Raw genomic sequence first — 17,085 nt, forward strand, 5'->3', positions numbered from 1 at the left:
AAACCGCCTTCATGACCGTCACGCCGCCCGTTCCGCCTCGCGTTCCTCGCCACCTGGCCATCATCATGGATGGCAACGGGCGCTGGGCCGAGCGCCGCCGCCGTCCGCGCATGATCGGTCATCGTGCCGGTGCGCGCGCAGTCAACCTGTGCATCGACTTCTGTCTGGAGCGCGGCGTCCAGGCCCTGACCCTGTTTGCGTTTTCCAGTGAGAACTGGGGCCGCCCGGCCGAGGAGGTCGGCGCCCTGATGAAGCTGTTCATGGGCGCGCTGGAGCGCGAGGTGGACGAACTGCACCGCCGCGGCGTGCGGATCCGCTTCATCGGGCAGCGGGCGCGCTTCGCGCCGGGCATCGTCCAGCGCATGGAAGCGGCCGAGCGCCTGACCGTGGACAACACGCGCCTGACCCTGGTCATCGCCGCCAGCTACGGCGGGCGCCAGGACCTGGCCGACGCCGCGCGCGCCCTGGCCGAGGAAGTTGCCGCCGGCCGCCTGCGACCGGAGGACATCGACGAGGCGCGACTGGATGCGCACGTCGCCCTGTCCGACCTGCCGCCGCCGGACCTGTTCATCCGCACGGGCGGCGACCACCGCATCAGCAACTTCCTGCTGTGGCAGCTGGCCTACACCGAACTGTGGTTCACCGAGACGCTGTGGCCCGATTTGGACGCCACGGTCCTGCAAGCCGCGCTGGACGACTTCGCCATGCGCGAACGCCGTTTCGGCCTGACCGGGGCCCAGGTGGCCACGCACGGAACCACATCATGACCCGTACCCGCGTCCTCGCCGCCCTGGTGATGACCCCGCTGGCGATCGCCGCCATCCTGCTGTTGCCGACCCCCTGGATGGCCGCGCTCGGCGCCGCCGTGTTCCTGATCGGTCTGTGGGAGTGGCTCAAGCTGGCCGAGGTCGACGACACCCTGTCGCGCACCGTGCTGCTGCTGCTCAACCTGGCCCTGATGGTGCTGCTGACCTGGGCCAGCGGTTCCAGCAGCGGGCTCTCCCCAGCCCTGTTCCAGATCGTGGCCCTGGTCGGCGCCGTGTGGTGGCTGGTCGCCCTGCTGTGGCTGCGCTTTTACACATTCGGCTCGGATCACCGGAGCTGGGCGCGGCTGTTCAAGCTCGCAGCCGGGACCCTGGCGATCATTCCGGCCTGGTGCGCCATGTGCCTGATCCATTCGGGCAACTTCACCCAGCTGCACGACCTGCACCAGCACCTGTGGCTGCTGACCGCGCTGGCGGTGGTATGGGCCGCCGACAGCGGCGCCTATTTCGCCGGCCGTGCCTTCGGCAAGCGCAAGCTGGCGCCGCGGATCAGTCCCAACAAGACCGTCGAAGGCCTGCTTGGCGGCCTGGCCGGTGGCGTGGTCGTTGGCCTGCTGGGCGGCTGGGCGGCGGGCGTCAGCCTGGCGCAGCTCCCTGCGCTGACGGTGGTCTGCCTAGCCACGGTGCTGGTCTCAGTGGTGGGCGACCTGTTCGAGAGCCTGCTCAAGCGCCACGTGGGCGCGAAGGACTCGGGTCACCTGATCCCGGGCCATGGCGGCATCCTGGACCGCATCGATGGCGTCGTGGCAGCCCTGCCGGTGTTCCTGATCGGCCGTGAGCTGCTGGGATTCTGAGCATGGATGCCGCCTTCACCACACGCAGTGTCGCCGTCCTGGGCGCCACCGGCTCAATCGGCACCTCCACCCTGGACGTGATCGCGCGCCACCCCGATGCGCTGCGCGCCAGCGTGCTGGCCGCCGGCAGCAACGTGTCGGCGCTCGTCGACCTGTGCCGTATCCATCATCCGGAACATGCGGTCATCGCCGATCCGGCGCGCTTCGAGGCCCTGCGCCAGGCCCTGGCCAACGCTGGGCTGCGCACGCGCGCCCATGCCGGCGATCAGGCCCTGGACGCGCTGGTCGCCAGTGATGCCTGCGACACGGTGGTGGCCGCCATCGTGGGCGCCGCCGGCCTGTCGTCCACGCTCGCGGCCGCCAAGGCGGGCAAGCGCCTGCTGCTGGCGAACAAGGAATCCCTGGTCCTGGCCGGCGCGCTGGTGATGGCGGCGGCCAAGGCCTCCGGTGCAGACATCATCCCCATCGACAGCGAACACAACGCGATCTTCCAGTGCCTGGGTTCGCGCGAGGCCGGCGCCCGGGTGCGGCGGATCGTGCTGACCGCCTCGGGCGGGCCGTTCCGCGGACGCAGCCGCGCTTCGCTGGAAACAGTGACCGTGGCCCAGGCCGTGGCCCATCCCAAATGGTCGATGGGCCCGAAGATCTCGGTCGATTCGGCCACCTTGATGAACAAGGGCCTGGAGCTGATCGAAGCGGCCCATCTGTTCGACGTGGGCCGCGACCGCCTGGACGTGCTCGTGCACCCGCAGAGCCTGGTCCACTCCCTGGTCGACTTCATCGACGGCTCCACCCTGGCCCAGCTCGGCCTGCCGGACATGCGCACCGCGCTGTCGCTGGGCCTGGGCTGGCCGCGCCGCATCGACTCGGGGGTGGCCGGACTGGATTTGCTGCGGCACGGCACGCTGGAGTTCGAGGCCCCGGACCTGGAGGCCTTTCCCTGCCTGCGCCTGGCCTGGGAGGCCCTGGAGACCGGGGGCGCCGCGCCCGCTGTCCTGAATGCCGCCAACGAAACTGCTGTTTCAGCCTTTCTTCAGGGCAAAATCGGTTTCCTAGCGATCCCTGCATTGGTCGAGGATGCTCTCGCCGCCCACGCACACGCCCCGGCCGGAAGCCTGGAGGCCCTGCTGGCGGCCGACGGGCACGCGCGGCACTTCAGCCAGGGCTGGATCCAACGCACCGCCACAGGCCAAGCCGCTTCCGCATGAGTGAAATCGCAGGCTCCATCTGGTGGTTGATCGTCGCCCTGGGCGTGCTGGTCACCTTCCATGAATTCGGCCATTACTGGGTCGCGCGACGCTGTGGCGTGGGCGTGCTGCGCTTTTCCGTGGGATTCGGCAAGCCGCTGTGGTCGCGACGGGACAAGCACGGGACCGAGTTCGCCATTGCCCCGATCCCGCTCGGCGGCTACGTCAAGATGCTCGACGAGCGCGAGGGCGACGTGCCCGCCGCGCGGCTGCACGAGGCCTTCAACCGCAAACCCGTCCTGCAGCGCATCGCCGTGGTCGCCGCCGGCCCCATCGCCAACCTGATCCTGTGCGTTGGCCTGCTGTGGGCCATGCTGGTGATTGGCAAGGAGGACTACGCCCCGGTGGTCGGCCGCGTGGACGGCATCGCCCAGCAGTCGGGCCTGCGCCCGGGCGACCGGATCGTCTCGGTGGACGGCGACCGGGTGGCCACGGCCACCCAGGCCACGATCGCGCTGACCGGTGCGGCGATGGACGGGCGCGACCTGCAGGTCGGCGTGGAAGACGCCGCGGGCAATGCCATCACCCGTCGGGTCTACACCTCGCGTCTTCAGGGCGGTTTCGACGAGCAGAATGTCACCGGCAATCTCGGCCTGCGCTGGCAGTTCACGATCGAGCCGGCGCAGGTCAATGCGGTCACCGCCGGCTCGCCGGCGGCTGGCGTGCTGCAGCCGGGCGACCTGATCACCGCGATCGATGGCGAGCCGGTCCAGTCCGCCGACGCCCTGCGTCCCCTGGTGCAGACGCTGGGCGACCGCGGTGGCGAGGTGATGATCGAGGTCGAGCGCGAAGGCAGCCGCCTGGCCCTGCCGCTCAAGCCCAAGCGAATGACCGACCCGCGCAGCGGCGCGGCCTACTGGGGCCTGGGCATCGCCCTGGGCACCGGGCAGGCACCGGCTTATGACGCCCTGCAACGCTACGGCCCGCTGGAAGCCATCCCCGAGGCCTTTCGGCAGACCGGCCAGTTGGCCTCCGATTCGCTGGGCATGATCCGCAGGATGTTCACCGGCCATGCATCCCTGCAGGGCGTTTCCGGCCCGATCACCATCGCCAAGGTGGCCAACGCCTCGGCCGAGCGCGGGCCGGCCTGGTTCCTTCAGTTCCTGGCGCTGCTGTCGCTGAGCCTGGCCATTGTGAACCTGCTGCCGATCCCGGTCTTGGACGGCGGACACCTGCTGTATTACCTTATCGAGTTGGTCAAGGGCAGCCCGCTCAGCGAGCGCGCGATGGCCGCCGGCCAATTTGCCGGCCTGGCCCTCCTGGCTGGCCTCATGGGGCTGGCGCTCTACAACGACATCCTGCGCCCGGTGATCTGATGCCCTCCACTGTTCCATGCCCGACCGCCAACCGGCGGCCTGCCGCCTGCAAGGGCGTTTCCGAAACAAGTTCTTCGACGGATGTGATAATGACGCGACTCCCGACCCGCCGCCTGCTTGCCCTTGCCCTGGCCTCGGCCATTGCGGCTCCGGCATCGGCACAGTCGACCGGCATGGTGCCGCCCTTCGGCGCCCCGCAGTCGGCGCCGCCCGCTGCCTTCGGGATGCAGCAGCCGTCCTCTCCGTCGGACTTCGTGGCCAGCGACATCCGCGTGGACGGGGTTCAGCGCATCTCATCGGGCACGGTGCTGACCTACCTGCCGATCGAGCGTGGCGACATGGTCACTCAGGCCAAGATCGGCGAGGCGATCCGCGCGCTGTATCACACCGGCTTCTTCGAGGACGTGCAGCTTTCGCGCCAGGGCTCGATCCTGGTGGTCACGCTCAAGGAGCGTCCCGCGATCAACAAGCTCACGTTGACCGGCAACAAGGACATCAAGACCGAGGACCTGACCAAGGGCCTGAACGACATCGGCCTGTCCGAGGGCGGCACCTTTGACCGCCTGGCCCTGGACCGGGTGACCCAGGAACTGGTCCGCCAGTACAACAACCGCGGCAAGTACAACGTCCAGATCACCCCCACGGTGAGCCCGCTGGACCGCAACCGCGTGGACGTCACCATCTCGATCAAGGAAGGCAAGGCGGCCAAGATCCGCCACATCAACCTGATCGGCACCGAAAAGTTCGACCAGGAAGACATCCGCGAGGGCTGGGAGTCGCAGGAACACAACTGGCTGTCGTGGTATCGCCGCGACGATCAGTACTCCAAGGAGAAGCTCTCGGGCGATATCGAGAAGCTCAACTCCTGGTACCTGGATCGCGGCTACGTCGATTTCAATCTGGACTCGACCCAGGTGGCCATCAGCCCGGACAAGAAGGACATGTTCCTCACCGCCGGGGTGACCGAGGGTGAGCAGTACACCGTTTCGGACGTCAAGGTCTCCGGCGACACCATCCTGCCGCAGGAGCGGGTGGAGAAAATGGTGCTGGTGCGCAAGGGCCAGATCTTCTCGCGGCGCCTGCTGGAGATCAGCTCCGATGCGATCACCGCGACCCTGAGCAACATCGGCTACGCCTTCGCCCAGGTCAATCCGATCCCAACAGTCGACCGCGAAGGCCGCACGGTGGCCATCAACATGCAGGTCGTGCCGGGCCCGCGCGTCAACGTGCGCCGGATAGAGTTCAAGGGCAACAACCGCACCGCCGACGAGGTCCTGCGCCGCGAGATGCGCCAGTTCGAGGGTGCGTGGTACTCGCAGGCCGCCATCGACCGTTCCAAGGTGCGCCTGCAGCGATTGGGCTATTTCGAGACCGTCGACGTGGAGACCCAGCCGGTCCCCGGCACGCGCGACCAGGTCGACGTGGTCTTCAACGTCAAGGAGACCACCTCGGGCAGCTTCACCTTCGGCCTGGGCTACTCGCAGCTGGCCGGCATCACCACCTCGGTGCAGCTGTCGCAGAACAACTTCCTCGGCGGCGGCAACCGCGTCGCGGTGGAGGCGTCGCGCAGCTATTACCTGGACCGGTACTCGTTCTCCTTCACCAACCCGTACTTCACCGACGGCGGCGTGTCGCTGGGCTACAACCTGTCCTACAGCAACCTGGACTACTCGGACTACAACACCGCCGCGTATTCGTCCAAGAACACCGCCGCGCAGGCGATCCTGGGTATCCCGCTGAGCGAGAGCGACAGCGTCTCGCTGATGTTCGGCGTGGACTCGACCCAGGTCAGCGTCTACGAAGGCACCACGCCGCAGGCGATCGTGGACTACGTCAAGGCGCTGGAAAGCCGCACCTTCCACGCCTGGCGCACCCAGATCGGCTGGGCCCGCGACACCCGCAACGCCTACTGGATGCCCACCCGCGGCACCTATCAGCGCGTGTCAGCGGAAATCACCCTGCCCGGCTCGACCGTGGAGTACTACAAGCTCAACTACGAGTTCTCCAAGTACTGGCAGCTCAGCCCGGCCTTCGTGCTGCGCACCGGCGGTGAGCTGGGTTATGGCGACAGCTACGGCAGCGACAAGACCACCGTCATCTGCCACAACCCCGCCAACGGCCAGGCCGTGACCTGCGACACCAGCGGCGCGGTGGCCGAGACCTTCACCGCCAGCGGCCTGCCGTTCTACGAGAACTTCTACGCCGGCGGCGTGCGCTCGGTGCGTGGTTTCGAGGACAACACGCTGGGTCCGCGTTCGGAGGCCACCCCCTACTACAACCGCGGCCAGCCGCTGGGTGGCTCGCTCAAGACCATCGGCCAGATGGAAATGATCTTCCCGAAGCTGTTCGACTCCAACGCCGCCCGCATCTCGGCCTTCATCGACGTGGGCAACGTCTACAACGGCTACGACAACTTCAAGGCCAACGAGCTGCGTGCCTCCACCGGCGTGGCGCTGCTGTGGCGCGCACCGGTCGGCCCGATCTCGATCAGCTACGCCTTCCCGCTCAAGACCGAGACGGGTGACGAGATCGAACGCCTGCAGTTCACCTTCGGCGGCTCGTTCTGATCCGACCTGCCCGCACGATGGACGCAAGGCCCGGCTTGTCCGGGCCTTCGTTTGTGCGGTGCGGGTCCGGGGTAAAATGTCGCGGATGACTACTCCTGCCTCCCATACCGCCGGCGCGCTGGCGCAGCGTTTCGGCCTGGAACTGCATGGCCCGGCCGAGACCAGCGTCACCGGCGTGGCCACCCTGGCCGCGGCGCGCAGCGGGCAACTCGCCTTTCTCGCCAACCCGCGTTACGCCGACCTGCTGACCACCACCCAGGCCTCGGTCGTGATCGTTGGCCGCGACCATGCCGAAGGCGTGCGCGGTGTAGCCCTGGTGGCTAAGGACCCGCATGCGGCCTTCGCCAAGGTGTCCGAGCTGTTCGAACCGAAGTATCCGCGCCCGGCCGGCATCCACCCCTCGGCCGTGGTCGACCCCTCGGCGTCCATCGCGGCCAGCGCCAGCATCGGTCCGCATGTCTGCATCGGCGCCAACAGCGTGGTCGGCGAGCACTGCGTGGTCGGCCCGGGCTGCGTGATCGGCGAGGACTGCGTGCTGGGCGATGGCTGCGAACTGGTCGCCCGCGTGACGCTGGTCGTGCGCGTGCGCCTGGGGCGCAACGTCCGCGTCCACCCCGGCGCAGTGCTGGGCGCGCAGGGCTTCGGCCTGGCAATGGAAGCCGGCCGCTGGCTCAACGTGCCACAGCTCGGCGGCGTGGTGATCGGTGACGACTGCGAGATCGGGGCCAATACCTGCATCGACCGCGGCGCGCTGGAAGACACCGTGCTGGCCGAGGACGTGCGCGTGGACAACCTCATCCAGATCGCCCACAACGTGCAGATCGGCGCGCACACCGCCATGGCCGCGCAAGTGGGCATTGCGGGCAGCGCCAAAATCGGCCAGTACTGCATGCTGGCCGGCAAGGTCGGCGTCGCCGGCCACCTGGAAATCGGCGACAAGGTCACGGTGCTGGCCATGTCCATGGTCGCCGGCCCGGTCACCGAGCCGGGCACCTATGCCTCTTCCCTTCCCATCACCGATGTCCGCACCTGGCGCAAGAACGCAGCGCGTTTCCGCCAACTGGACGCGCTTGCCCGCCGGATTCCCTCCGGCAAGGAGCCCGTAGAAACACCATGACCACCAACCTGGAACTCCCGCTCACCATCGAGACCATCCAGCGCCTGCTGCCGCATCGCTATCCGTTCCTGCTGGTGGATCGCGTCACCGAGCTGGAGCCGGACAAGCGCATCAAGGCCTACAAGAACGTGAGCTTCAACGAGCCGTTCTTCATGGGCCATTTCCCCGAGCGCTCGGTGATGCCCGGCGTGCTGATCATCGAGGCGCTGGCCCAGGCCGGTGGGTTGATCACGCAGATCTCCAATGGCGAAGCCGCGGCGTGCAAGCTGTTCTATCTGGTCAAGGTGGAAAGCGCCAAGTTCAGCGCGCCGGTGGTCCCGGGCGATCGCTTGGAACTGGAAGTCTCGATCAAGCGCAAGATCCGCAACATGGCCGTGTACGAAGGCATCGCGCGCGTGGACGGCAAGCAGGTGGCCTGTGCCGAGATCCTGTGCGCCGAAGTCGACAAGTCCAAGGAGCAATAAGCCGATGTCCGACACGCTGATCCATCCCTCCGCCGTGGTCGATCCCGGCGCGAAGCTGGGCGCCGGCGTGCAGGTCGGCGCCTTCAGCCTGATCGGTGCCGAGGTGGAAATCGGCGATGGCACCATCGTCGGCCCGCACTGCACCGTCACCGGCCCCACCCGGATTGGCCGCGAGAACCATTTCGTCGGCCATGTCGCCGTCGGCGGCCCGCCGCAGGACAAGAAGTTCAAGGGCGAGCGGACCGAACTGGTGATCGGCGACCGCAACGTGGTGCGCGAGTTCGTCACCCTCAACCGTGGCACGGCCACCGGCACCAGCGTGACCCGCATCGGCGACGACAACTGGCTGCTGGCCTACACCCACGTGGCCCACGACTGCGATGTCGGCAGCCATTGCGTGTTCTCCAACAACACCACCCTGGCCGGACACGTGACCATCGGCGACTGGGTGATCATGAGCGGCTTCTCCGGCGCCCATCAGTTCTGCCGCATCGGCGCGCATGCCTTCATCGGCATGGGCGCGCTGGTGGGCGGCGACGTCACGCCGTTCACCATGGTGGCCGCCGACGAACACGGCCGTCCGCGCGGCATCAACAGCGAGGGACTCAAGCGCCGTGGCTTCGAGCCCGAGCGCATTTCGGCGATCAAGCGCGCCTACCGCACCCTGTATGTCGCCGGCCTGCCGCTGGCCGATGCCCAGGCGCAGCTGGCCGAACAGGCCAGGGACAGTGCCGATGTCCAGGCCATGCTCGACTTCATCACCAGCGGCGAGCGTCGCCTGCTGCGTTGAACGGAGCGAAGTGGCATGGCTGAGACCATCAGCGCCTCGCGGCCCTTGCCCGAGCTGAGGACGGGGGCCGCGCCGGCCCGCCCCCTGCGCATTGCACTAGTAGCAGGCGAGGCCTCCGGCGACGCATTGGGCGCAGGCCTGGTCTCCGAGCTGCGCCGCCGTCATCCCGACGCACACTTCGCCGGCATCGGTGGACCGGCGATGCGCGCGGCCGGGCTGGATGCGTGGTTCGATGCCAGTGAACTGGCGGTGATGGGCCTGGCCGAAGTGCTGCGCCACCTGCCGCGCCTGCTGAAGCTGCGCCGGTCGCTGCGCCAGCGGCTGCTGGACTGGCAGCCGGATGTCTTTGTCGGCATCGATGCGCCGGACTTCAACCTGGGAGTCGAGCGGTGGCTCAAGCAGCGCGGCGTACGCACCGTGCACTACGTCAGCCCCTCGGTGTGGGCCTGGCGCGAGCAACGCGCGGCCAAGATCGGCGCCAGCGCCGATCGGGTGCTGTGCCTGTTCCCGATGGAGCCGGCCATCTACGCGCGCCACGGGGTGGACGCGCGGTTCGTCGGCCATCCGATGGCCGACGCCCTCCCCCTGCAGCCCGACCGTGAGGCCGCCCGCGCCGCGCTGGGCCTGGACCGGCGACCGGTGCTCGCGGTGCTGCCTGGCAGCCGCATGGGCGAAGTCGGCCGCCTGGCCGCCCCCTTCATTGAAGCCGCGCGTCGTGTCGCCGAGCAGGTACCCGACCTGCAGGTGGTCATCCCCGCTGCCAATGCCGCCTGCCGCGCCGCCCTGGAGCCGCTGCTGGCGTCCACGTCCTTCCCCTCACCGCCTCCGCGGCTGCTCGATGGGCAGGCCCGCGAGGCGATGGTGGCCAGCGACGTGGTGCTGCTCGCCTCCGGCACCGCCACTCTTGAGGCGATGCTGGCCAAGCGGCCGATGGTGGTCGGCTACAAGGTCGCCCCGCTGTCGGCGTGGCTCGCACGCAAGCTGAAATTGCTCAAGGTCACGCGCTTTGCCCTGCCCAACATCCTGGCCAACGAGGATCTGGCGCCGGAACTGATGCAGGAAGACTGCACGCCCGAGCGCCTGGCCGAGGCGGTGCTGGCCTGGTTCAAGCACCCCGACGCGATGGCGACACTGCAGACGCGCTATGTCGACCTGCACGCACAGCTACGCCAGGACGCGTCCGCGCGCGCCGCCGATGCGGTGCTGTCGTTGATCAATGCGCCGCTGGGCCCCGCCGCATGAATCGCGTGCTGCCCAGCGCCGATATCCAGCTCCTGGTCGCCGGTGTCGACGAAGCCGGCCGCGGGCCGCTGGCCGGGCCGCTGACCGTGGCGGCGGTGGTGTTCGACCCGACGCGCCCGCGCATCAACGGGCTGGACGACTCCAAGCAGCTCAACGCCGCCAAGCGCGAACTGCTCTACGGGCGCATCGTCGAACGTGCCTTGGCCTGGCACGTGGAGGTGCTGGAAGTGGCCGACATCGACCGCCTCAACATCTTTCAGGCCACCATGCTGGGTATGCGCCGGGCAGTGCACGCCGTGGCGCACGTGGCCGGCGTGGCCCACATCGACGGCAACAAGGTGCCGCCCGGGCTGCCCTGCCCCGGCCACGCGCTGATCGGCGGGGACGGCCGTGACCGCGCCATCATGGCCGCATCGATCCTGGCCAAGGTCACCCGCGACCGGATGATGGCCGCGCTGCACGACCAGCACCCCGCCTACGACTTCGCCACCCACAAGGGCTATGGCACGCCGGCGCACCTGGCCGCGCTGCGCAGCCACGGGCCCTGCATCCAGCACCGGCACAGCTTCGCGCCGGTACGTGAGGCCGCCGCCGCACGTGCGGGGCTCGGACAGGTGTCACTGTTCTGATGGGATGCGGGGCCTGAACGAAGCCTTCCGGTGACCCCCGTTCCGGCCAGACACCCTGGCCTGTCAAGCCTGCCCCACCCCTGCCGCCGCGCGTACACTGCTTCCGATGTCTTCCCGTTTCGTCCACCTCCACCTGCACACCGAATTCTCGCTGGCGGATTCGACCATCCGTGTCCCGGAGAAGCCCGACCAGGGCCTGCCGGCCAACGCCAAGCGCCCCAACCTGGTGAGCCGGGCGGTGGAGCTGCAGGCGCCGGCGCTGGCGGTCACCGACCGCAACAACCTGTTCGCGCTGGTGAAGTTCTACAACGCCTGCGAAAAGGCCGGCATGAAGGCCATCGCCGGCGCCGACGTCAGCGTGATCGAGGAAGACGGCACCCCGTGGACGATGACCCTGCTGTGCCGCGACCACGGCGGCTACCTCACCCTCTCGCGCCTGCTCACTCGCGCCTGGCTGGAAGGCCATCGCACCGAGGGCGTGGCGATCGACCCGGCCTGGCTGCGCGCCGACACCTCCGGGCTGTTCGGCATCATCGGTCGCAACAGCCAGGCCGGGCGTCTGGCCGCCAGCGGTCGCCATGACCTGGCCGAGCAGCACATCGCCGACTGGCAGCGCGCCTTCGACGAAGGGCTGCACCTGGAGCTGACCCGCACCCAGCGCGCGGGCGAGGAGGCCTTCAACGCCTTCGCCCTGCATGCGGCCGCCGCCCGTGGCCTGCCGGTGATCGCCAGCAACGACGTGCGCTTCCTGGAACCAGAGGGGTTCGACGCCCACGAGGCGCGCGTGTGCATCGCCGCCGGTCGGGTGCTGGACGATCCCAAGCGGCCACGCGACTATAGCCGCGAGCAGTACCTCAAGTCCGCCGAGCAGATGTCCGAGCTGTTCGCCGATGTGCCCGACGCGATCGACAACACCTGGGCGCTGGCCCAGCGCTGCAACATCGAGCTCAAGCTCGGCACCTACTTCCTGCCCGCCTATCCGGTGCCGGACGAGGAGACCCTGGACAGCTGGATCCGCAGCGAAGCGCGCCGCGGCCTGGACGCGCGCCTGGAGAAGAATCCGCTGGCCGCCGGCAAGACCCGGCAGGACTACGTGGACCGCCTGGAATTCGAGCTGGACACCATCATCAAGATGGGCTTTCCGGGCTACTTCCTGATCGTGGCCGACTTCATCCAGTGGGGAAAGAACCAGGGCATCCCGATCGGCCCGGGGCGAGGCTCTGGCGCCGGTTCGCTGGTGGCCTGGGCGCTGCAGATCACCGATCTGGACCCGCTGCCGTACAACCTGCTGTTCGAGCGATTCCTCAATCCCGAACGCGTGTCGATGCCCGACTTCGACATCGACTTCTGCATGGACCGGCGCGACGAAGTCATCGACTACGTCGCGCGCAAGTACGGCCGCGACCGCGTCAGCCAGATCATCACCTACGGCACCATGGCCGCCAAGGCGGTGGTGCGCGATACCGGGCGCGTGCTCGGCTTTCCGTACGGCTTCGTCGATGGCGTGGCCAAGCTGATCCCCAACATCCTGGGGATCACGCTCAAGGACGCGATGGGCGAAGGCAAGGATTCGGAGATGGCCTCGGCCGAACTGATCCAGCGCTACGCCAGCGAAGACGACGTGCGCGACCTGATCGACCTCGCGCGCCAGCTGGAAGACCTCACCCGCAACGCCGGCAAGCATGCTGGCGGCGTGGTGATCGCGCCCTCGCCGCTGAGCGACTTCAGCCCGCTGTTCGCCGAACACGACGAGGGCACGCTGGGCAAGAACCCGGTCACCCAGTTCGACAAGAACGACGTGGAAGCCGTGGGCCTGGTGAAGTTCGACTTCCTGGGCCTGCGCACGCTGACCATCATCGACTGGGCGGTGAAGGCCATCAACGCGCGTCACGCGCGTGCCGGCATCGATCCGGTGGACATCGCGGCCATTCCGCTCGATGACGCGGCCACTTACAAGGACATCTTCGCGGCCGCCAACACCGGCGCGGTGTTCCAGTTCGAATCCTCGGGCATGCGGCGCATGCTCAAGGACGCCAAGCCCGACCGCTTCGAGGATCTGATCGCGCTGGTGTCGCTGTACCGCCCCGGCCCGATGGACCTGATCCCCGACTTCATCGCGCGCAAGCACGGCCAGCAGGAGTTCGATTACCCGGACCCGCGCACCGAGGACATGCTGGCCGACACCTACGGGATCATGGTGTATCAGGAGCAGGTCATGCAGATGGCCCAGATCGTCGGCGGCTACTCGCTGGGCGGCGCGGACCTGCTACGCCGCGCGATGGGCAAGAAGGTGCCTGCCGAGATGGCCAAGCACCGCGAGATCTTCCGCGCCGGTGCGGCCAAGGGCAACGTCGACCAGGCCAAGGCCGACGAGATCTTCGACCTGATGGAGAAGTTCGCCGGCTACGGCTTCAACAAGTCGCACGCCGCCGCCTACGCCCTGGTCAGCTACCAGACCGCCTGGCTCAAGCGCCATTACCCGGCCGAGTTCATGGCCGCCACCCTGTCCTCGGACATGGACAACACCGACAAGGTGGTGGGGTTCCTGGGCGAGGCGCGCGGCCTGTCGCTGGAGGTGCTGCCGCCGGAGGTGAACCACTCGGACTTCATGTTCGTGGCCACCGGGGCGAACACCATCCGCTATGGTCTGGGCGCGATCAAGGGCGTGGGCCAGGGTGCGTGCGAAGCCATCGTGGCCGAGCGCCAGCGCGGCGGTGCATATCGCGACCTGTTCGACTTCTGCAAGCGCACCGAGGCCGCGCGCCTCAATCGCCGCACCCTGGAGGCGATGATCAACGCCGGCGCGCTGGACGAGCTGGGCAAGAACCGCGCCTCCCTGCTGCTGCAGGTGCCCGAGGTGACGAAGGCCATCGACCAGCTGGCCAAGAACCGCAACGCCGGCATCGTGGACATGTTCGGCGCCAGTGCCGGCGGCGACGACATCCAGATCGAACTGGCCGAATGCGACGAGGCGCCGCTGGCGCAGAAGCTCGCCGCCGAACGCGACACCCTGGGCTTCTACCTCTCCGGCCATCCGATGGATCCGTATCGCGATGACCTGCGCGCCCTGGTCGGCAACGACCTGGGCAGCCTGGACACCATCTGGGCGTCCAGCCAGTCCGGCGGCGGTGGCGGCGGTGAACGCAAATGGCGACCGGGGGTGACCGCGGTCCTGGCCGGCAAGGTCGTCGCGGTGCGCCAGAAGGGCGACAGCCAGAGCTTTGTCACCCTCGAAGACGGACGTGGCCGGGTCGAGTGCAGCGCCTTCTCCGATGCGATGGCCGAGTTCGGCCAGCTGCTGACCCGCGACCGCATCCTGGTGGTCAAGGGCGAGCTGCGCGAGGACGAGTTCAACGGCGGCTACAGCCTGCGCCTGCGCCAGGTATGGGACTACGCCCAGCTGGTCCAGGCCACGCAGAAGCTGTCGGTCCGCCTGGACCTGCGCGTGCCCGGCACGCTGGAGCGCATCGAGGCCCTGCTCGACCGGCATCGCCCGGGACGCACCTCGCTGCGCCTGGACCTGCTGCTGCCCGGCGGCGTGGCCGGCATGGTGGAGATCAACGGCAGCCAGTCGGTGCTGGTCGATGCCGACCTGCTGGGCACGCTGCGCGACCTGCCCGGCGTACGCACGGTCAAGATGGCCGTCGGCCACCGCCCCTGGGCCCATTGAGCCCGCGCCACCGCCAGCCCCCACTCCCTTCACCACACTGCCCGGTACGGGGCGTTTCCCCCGCATGGGCTAAACTCCCCGTTTTACGGCCGAACGCTTGCCGATGAATCCCAACTACCTCGATTTCGAACAGCCCATCGCCGACCTGGAAGCCAAGATCCAGGAGCTGCGCAGCGCAAGCGCCGGCCCGGCGGTCAATGTCGATGCCGAAGTGCGCGCCCTGCAGGACAAGCTGCGCGTGCGCACGGCCCAGATCTTCCGTGACCTGACCTCATGGCAGGTCTCCCAGCTCTCGCGCCATCCGGCCCGTCCCTACGCCCTGGACTACATCAAGGTGTTCTGCGACGAGTTCCAGGAGCTGGCCGGCGACCGCGCCTTTGCCGACGACAAGGCCATCGTCGGCGGCCTGGCCCGCATCGGCGGTCGCCCGGTCATGCTCATTGGCCACCAGAAGGGCCGCGCAACCAAGGAAAAGATCCTGCGCAACTTCGGCATGCCCAAGCCGGAGGGCTACCGCAAGGCGCTGCGCCTGATGAAGATGGCCGAGCGCTTCGGCCTGCCGGTGCTGACCCTGATCGACACCGCCGGCGCCTGGCCGGGCATCGACGCCGAGGAGCGTGGCCAGTCCGAGGCCATCGCCCGCAACCTGATCGAGATGGCCGAGCTGAAAGTCCCGATCATCTGCACCGTGATCGGCGAAGGCGGCTCGGGCGGCGCGCTGGCGATCGGGGTGGGCGACCGCACCCTCATGCTGGAATACAGCACCTACTCGGTCATCACCCCCGAAGGCTGCGCCTCGATCCTGTGGAAGGACGCCGGCAAGGCCAAGGATGCCGCAGAACAGCTGGGCCTGACCGCCAAGCGCCTGCGGGAGCTGGGCCTGGTGGACAAGGTCGTGCGCGAGCCGACCGGGGGCGCCCATCGCAACCCGCGGGCCATGGCCACGCGCCTGAAGGCGGTGCTGCTGGGCGAGCTGGACGCCCTGGCCGATGTGCCGGTCGACACCTTGCTGCAGCGCCGTTACGAGCGCCTGCGCAGTTACGGCGCCTACGAGGCCGCCTGATTCCTGGACCCGGTCCCATGCCTTCACGGAAAAGGATTTCCGTCCACCCCAAGGCCGGCCCTGCAAATTTCTGCAAGGCTGGCCTTGTCGTTTCCGGCTGGCGACGCGTGATGGCGAACTCGCGCCCCCTGCGGTGGTCCAATCGGGGGCAGGCGAGCGCGACGCACCACCTTCGCCTTCCGGCGGACCTCATCCCATTCACACCAATGCATTGCCCATGAGTCCCTTCTTCATTGTCTCCCTGCTCCTGCAGATCGCCTGCTGTATCCACGTGGCACGCAGCGGCCGGCCGATGTACTGGATGCTGCTGCTGATGGTGGGGTCGTATCTGGCGGTGCTGGTCTACGTCTTCGTCGCGGTGCTGCCGGACCTGCGCCACGATCCTTCAGGCCAACGCGCCATGCGCAAGGTCCGCGCCCAGCTCGACCCGGGCCGCGCCGCGCGCGCGGCCAATCGCGACCTGCAGGTGGCCGACACGCCTGAGAACCGCCGCCGGCTGGCCGAGGAAAGCTTGCGCACCGGGGACTTCGCCCGCGCCGAGGAGGCCTATCGCGGTGCGCTCAGGGGGCTTTACAAGGAGGATCCCGACCTGCTGCTGGGCCTGGCCCGCGCGCAGCATGCGCTGGGCCGGGCACAGGAGGCACGCGACACGCTGCAGACCCTGCGCACGGCCAATCCGGACTTCCGCAACCACGAGGCCGACCTGCTCGAGGCCCGCGTACTGGCCGAGACCGGTGCGATGGATGCGGCGCTGGAACGCTTCGAGACCGTCTCGCAGGCCTACCCGGGCGAAGAGGCCCGCGTCCGCTACGGACAGCTGCTGCGCCAGGCCGGCGACCAGGCCGGTGCCGCCGCGCAGTTCCGCGAGAGCCTGGAGCGCTCGCGGCACGCCCCGGCCTACTACCGGCGCGAACAGAAATCCTGGCTGGACCTGGCCCGGCGCGAACTGGCCGCCGTGCAGGACTGATCGCACCGCGACCCAGGACGCTGGCGTTGACCTCGCAAAACAGACAGGGCCGGCGGGCCTGATGGCTCACGAAAAGCCGGGCCACCGTGAGGTTTCCTCTCGCCCTTGCCACCCGAAATGCACCTGCCGGCAACCGCTGCCGTGCCCATGTAGAGCGGAGCTTGCTCCGCTGGGGCTTTCCCGTGCACGCCCGGCGTAGATGGATGTGGTCCCAGGGGAATGCGCGTGCCGGAATGAGAGTGCCGCAGGGTCAGGTGTAGCGGCAGCGGAGCAAGCTCCGCTCTATAACGGATGTGCGCTCGTTTCGATGCCACCTACCATCAAGCAAAAAGGCCGCATTCGCGGCCTTCTTGCCGGGCCGGTCGACGCGCTGGCGTGACCGGCCCAAAGGGCAC

The 17,085-nt window shown here is 68.4% G+C and carries 13 protein-coding genes; all 13 read left to right on the plus strand.

Annotated features, from left to right (window positions below; all coding sequences use genetic code 11):
• The first annotated feature begins 11 nt into the window (after window positions 1–11).
• The 13 genes from uppS to PJ250_RS19390 all read left to right on the plus strand — a co-directional run bounded on the left by uppS (window position 12) and on the right by PJ250_RS19390 (window position 16,690).
• Complete coding sequence (uppS, locus tag PJ250_RS19330; RefSeq protein ID WP_271646253.1) at window positions 12–767, plus strand: polyprenyl diphosphate synthase; 756 nt, start codon at window positions 12–14, stop codon at window positions 765–767.
• Window positions 764–1,618 (plus strand): phosphatidate cytidylyltransferase, encoded by an 855-nt coding sequence (locus PJ250_RS19335; RefSeq protein WP_271646254.1) that lies wholly within the window; start codon window positions 764–766, stop codon window positions 1,616–1,618. Before uppS ends, PJ250_RS19335 begins: the two co-directional genes overlap by 4 nt.
• A 2-nt stretch (window positions 1,619–1,620) precedes the next feature.
• On the plus strand, window positions 1,621–2,826 hold the full coding sequence (locus PJ250_RS19340; protein WP_271646255.1) for a 1-deoxy-D-xylulose-5-phosphate reductoisomerase: 1,206 nt from the start codon (window positions 1,621–1,623) through the stop codon (window positions 2,824–2,826).
• Complete coding sequence (rseP, locus tag PJ250_RS19345) at window positions 2,823–4,181, plus strand: RIP metalloprotease RseP (protein ID WP_271646256.1); 1,359 nt, start codon at window positions 2,823–2,825, stop codon at window positions 4,179–4,181. The genes PJ250_RS19340 and rseP overlap by 4 nt, the downstream gene beginning before the upstream one ends.
• An 89-nt stretch (window positions 4,182–4,270) precedes the next feature.
• Entirely contained in the window at window positions 4,271–6,748 is a 2,478-nt protein-coding gene (gene bamA, locus PJ250_RS19350) for an outer membrane protein assembly factor BamA (protein WP_271646257.1), read from the plus strand.
• Window positions 6,749–6,833: 85 nt separating this feature from the next.
• The gene (gene lpxD, locus PJ250_RS19355) at window positions 6,834–7,865 is read left to right on the plus strand and encodes a UDP-3-O-(3-hydroxymyristoyl)glucosamine N-acyltransferase (protein WP_271646258.1); all 1,032 of its coding nucleotides are present in this window, start codon (window positions 6,834–6,836) and stop codon (window positions 7,863–7,865) included.
• Window positions 7,862–8,329 (plus strand): 3-hydroxyacyl-ACP dehydratase FabZ, encoded by a 468-nt coding sequence (gene fabZ, locus PJ250_RS19360; RefSeq protein ID WP_271646259.1) that lies wholly within the window; start codon window positions 7,862–7,864, stop codon window positions 8,327–8,329. The genes lpxD and fabZ overlap by 4 nt, the downstream gene beginning before the upstream one ends.
• Before the next feature lie 4 nt (window positions 8,330–8,333).
• Window positions 8,334–9,119: an acyl-ACP--UDP-N-acetylglucosamine O-acyltransferase gene (lpxA, locus tag PJ250_RS19365; RefSeq protein WP_271646260.1), complete on the plus strand. Its 786-nt coding sequence runs from the start codon at window positions 8,334–8,336 to the stop codon at window positions 9,117–9,119.
• A 15-nt stretch (window positions 9,120–9,134) separates the two neighbouring features.
• Window positions 9,135–10,361 (plus strand): lipid-A-disaccharide synthase, encoded by a 1,227-nt coding sequence (lpxB, locus tag PJ250_RS19370; RefSeq protein ID WP_271646261.1) that lies wholly within the window; start codon window positions 9,135–9,137, stop codon window positions 10,359–10,361.
• Window positions 10,358–10,990, plus strand: a complete 633-nt coding sequence (locus tag PJ250_RS19375) for a ribonuclease HII (RefSeq protein ID WP_271646262.1) — start codon at window positions 10,358–10,360, stop codon at window positions 10,988–10,990. Before lpxB ends, PJ250_RS19375 begins: the two co-directional genes overlap by 4 nt.
• A gap of 106 nt (window positions 10,991–11,096) precedes the next feature.
• Window positions 11,097–14,660, plus strand: coding sequence for a DNA polymerase III subunit alpha (gene dnaE / locus PJ250_RS19380; protein ID WP_271646263.1), 3,564 nt, complete (start codon window positions 11,097–11,099; stop codon window positions 14,658–14,660).
• A gap of 103 nt (window positions 14,661–14,763) precedes the next feature.
• A complete protein-coding gene (locus PJ250_RS19385; RefSeq protein ID WP_271646264.1) occupies window positions 14,764–15,723 on the plus strand; it encodes an acetyl-CoA carboxylase carboxyltransferase subunit alpha in 960 nt (319 codons plus the stop codon).
• A gap of 217 nt (window positions 15,724–15,940) precedes the next feature.
• Entirely contained in the window at window positions 15,941–16,690 is a 750-nt protein-coding gene (locus tag PJ250_RS19390; protein WP_271646265.1) for a tetratricopeptide repeat protein, read from the plus strand.
• Window positions 16,691–17,085: the final 395 nt, after the last annotated feature.

It is taken from the genome of Pseudoxanthomonas sp. JBR18, assembly GCF_028198165.1.
In the GTDB taxonomy this organism is placed as follows: domain Bacteria; phylum Pseudomonadota; class Gammaproteobacteria; order Xanthomonadales; family Xanthomonadaceae; genus Pseudoxanthomonas_A.

Excerpts from the sequence above, each read along its gene's own strand:
- uppS (WP_271646253.1), top strand. The coding sequence starts at position 12 with ATGACCGTCACGCCGCCCGTTCCGCCTCGCGTTCCTCGCCACCTGGCC.
- PJ250_RS19335 (WP_271646254.1), top strand. The coding sequence starts at position 764 with ATGACCCGTACCCGCGTCCTCGCCGCCCTGGTGATGACCCCGCTGGCG.
- PJ250_RS19340 (WP_271646255.1), top strand. The coding sequence starts at position 1,621 with ATGGATGCCGCCTTCACCACACGCAGTGTCGCCGTCCTGGGCGCCACC.
- rseP (WP_271646256.1), top strand. The coding sequence starts at position 2,823 with ATGAGTGAAATCGCAGGCTCCATCTGGTGGTTGATCGTCGCCCTGGGC.
- bamA (WP_271646257.1), top strand. The coding sequence starts at position 4,271 with ATGACGCGACTCCCGACCCGCCGCCTGCTTGCCCTTGCCCTGGCCTCG.
- lpxD (WP_271646258.1), top strand. The coding sequence starts at position 6,834 with ATGACTACTCCTGCCTCCCATACCGCCGGCGCGCTGGCGCAGCGTTTC.
- fabZ (WP_271646259.1), top strand. The coding sequence starts at position 7,862 with ATGACCACCAACCTGGAACTCCCGCTCACCATCGAGACCATCCAGCGC.
- lpxA (WP_271646260.1), top strand. The coding sequence starts at position 8,334 with ATGTCCGACACGCTGATCCATCCCTCCGCCGTGGTCGATCCCGGCGCG.
- lpxB (WP_271646261.1), top strand. The coding sequence starts at position 9,135 with ATGGCTGAGACCATCAGCGCCTCGCGGCCCTTGCCCGAGCTGAGGACG.
- PJ250_RS19375 (WP_271646262.1), top strand. The coding sequence starts at position 10,358 with ATGAATCGCGTGCTGCCCAGCGCCGATATCCAGCTCCTGGTCGCCGGT.
- dnaE (WP_271646263.1), top strand. The coding sequence starts at position 11,097 with ATGTCTTCCCGTTTCGTCCACCTCCACCTGCACACCGAATTCTCGCTG.
- PJ250_RS19385 (WP_271646264.1), top strand. The coding sequence starts at position 14,764 with ATGAATCCCAACTACCTCGATTTCGAACAGCCCATCGCCGACCTGGAA.
- PJ250_RS19390 (WP_271646265.1), top strand. The coding sequence starts at position 15,941 with ATGAGTCCCTTCTTCATTGTCTCCCTGCTCCTGCAGATCGCCTGCTGT.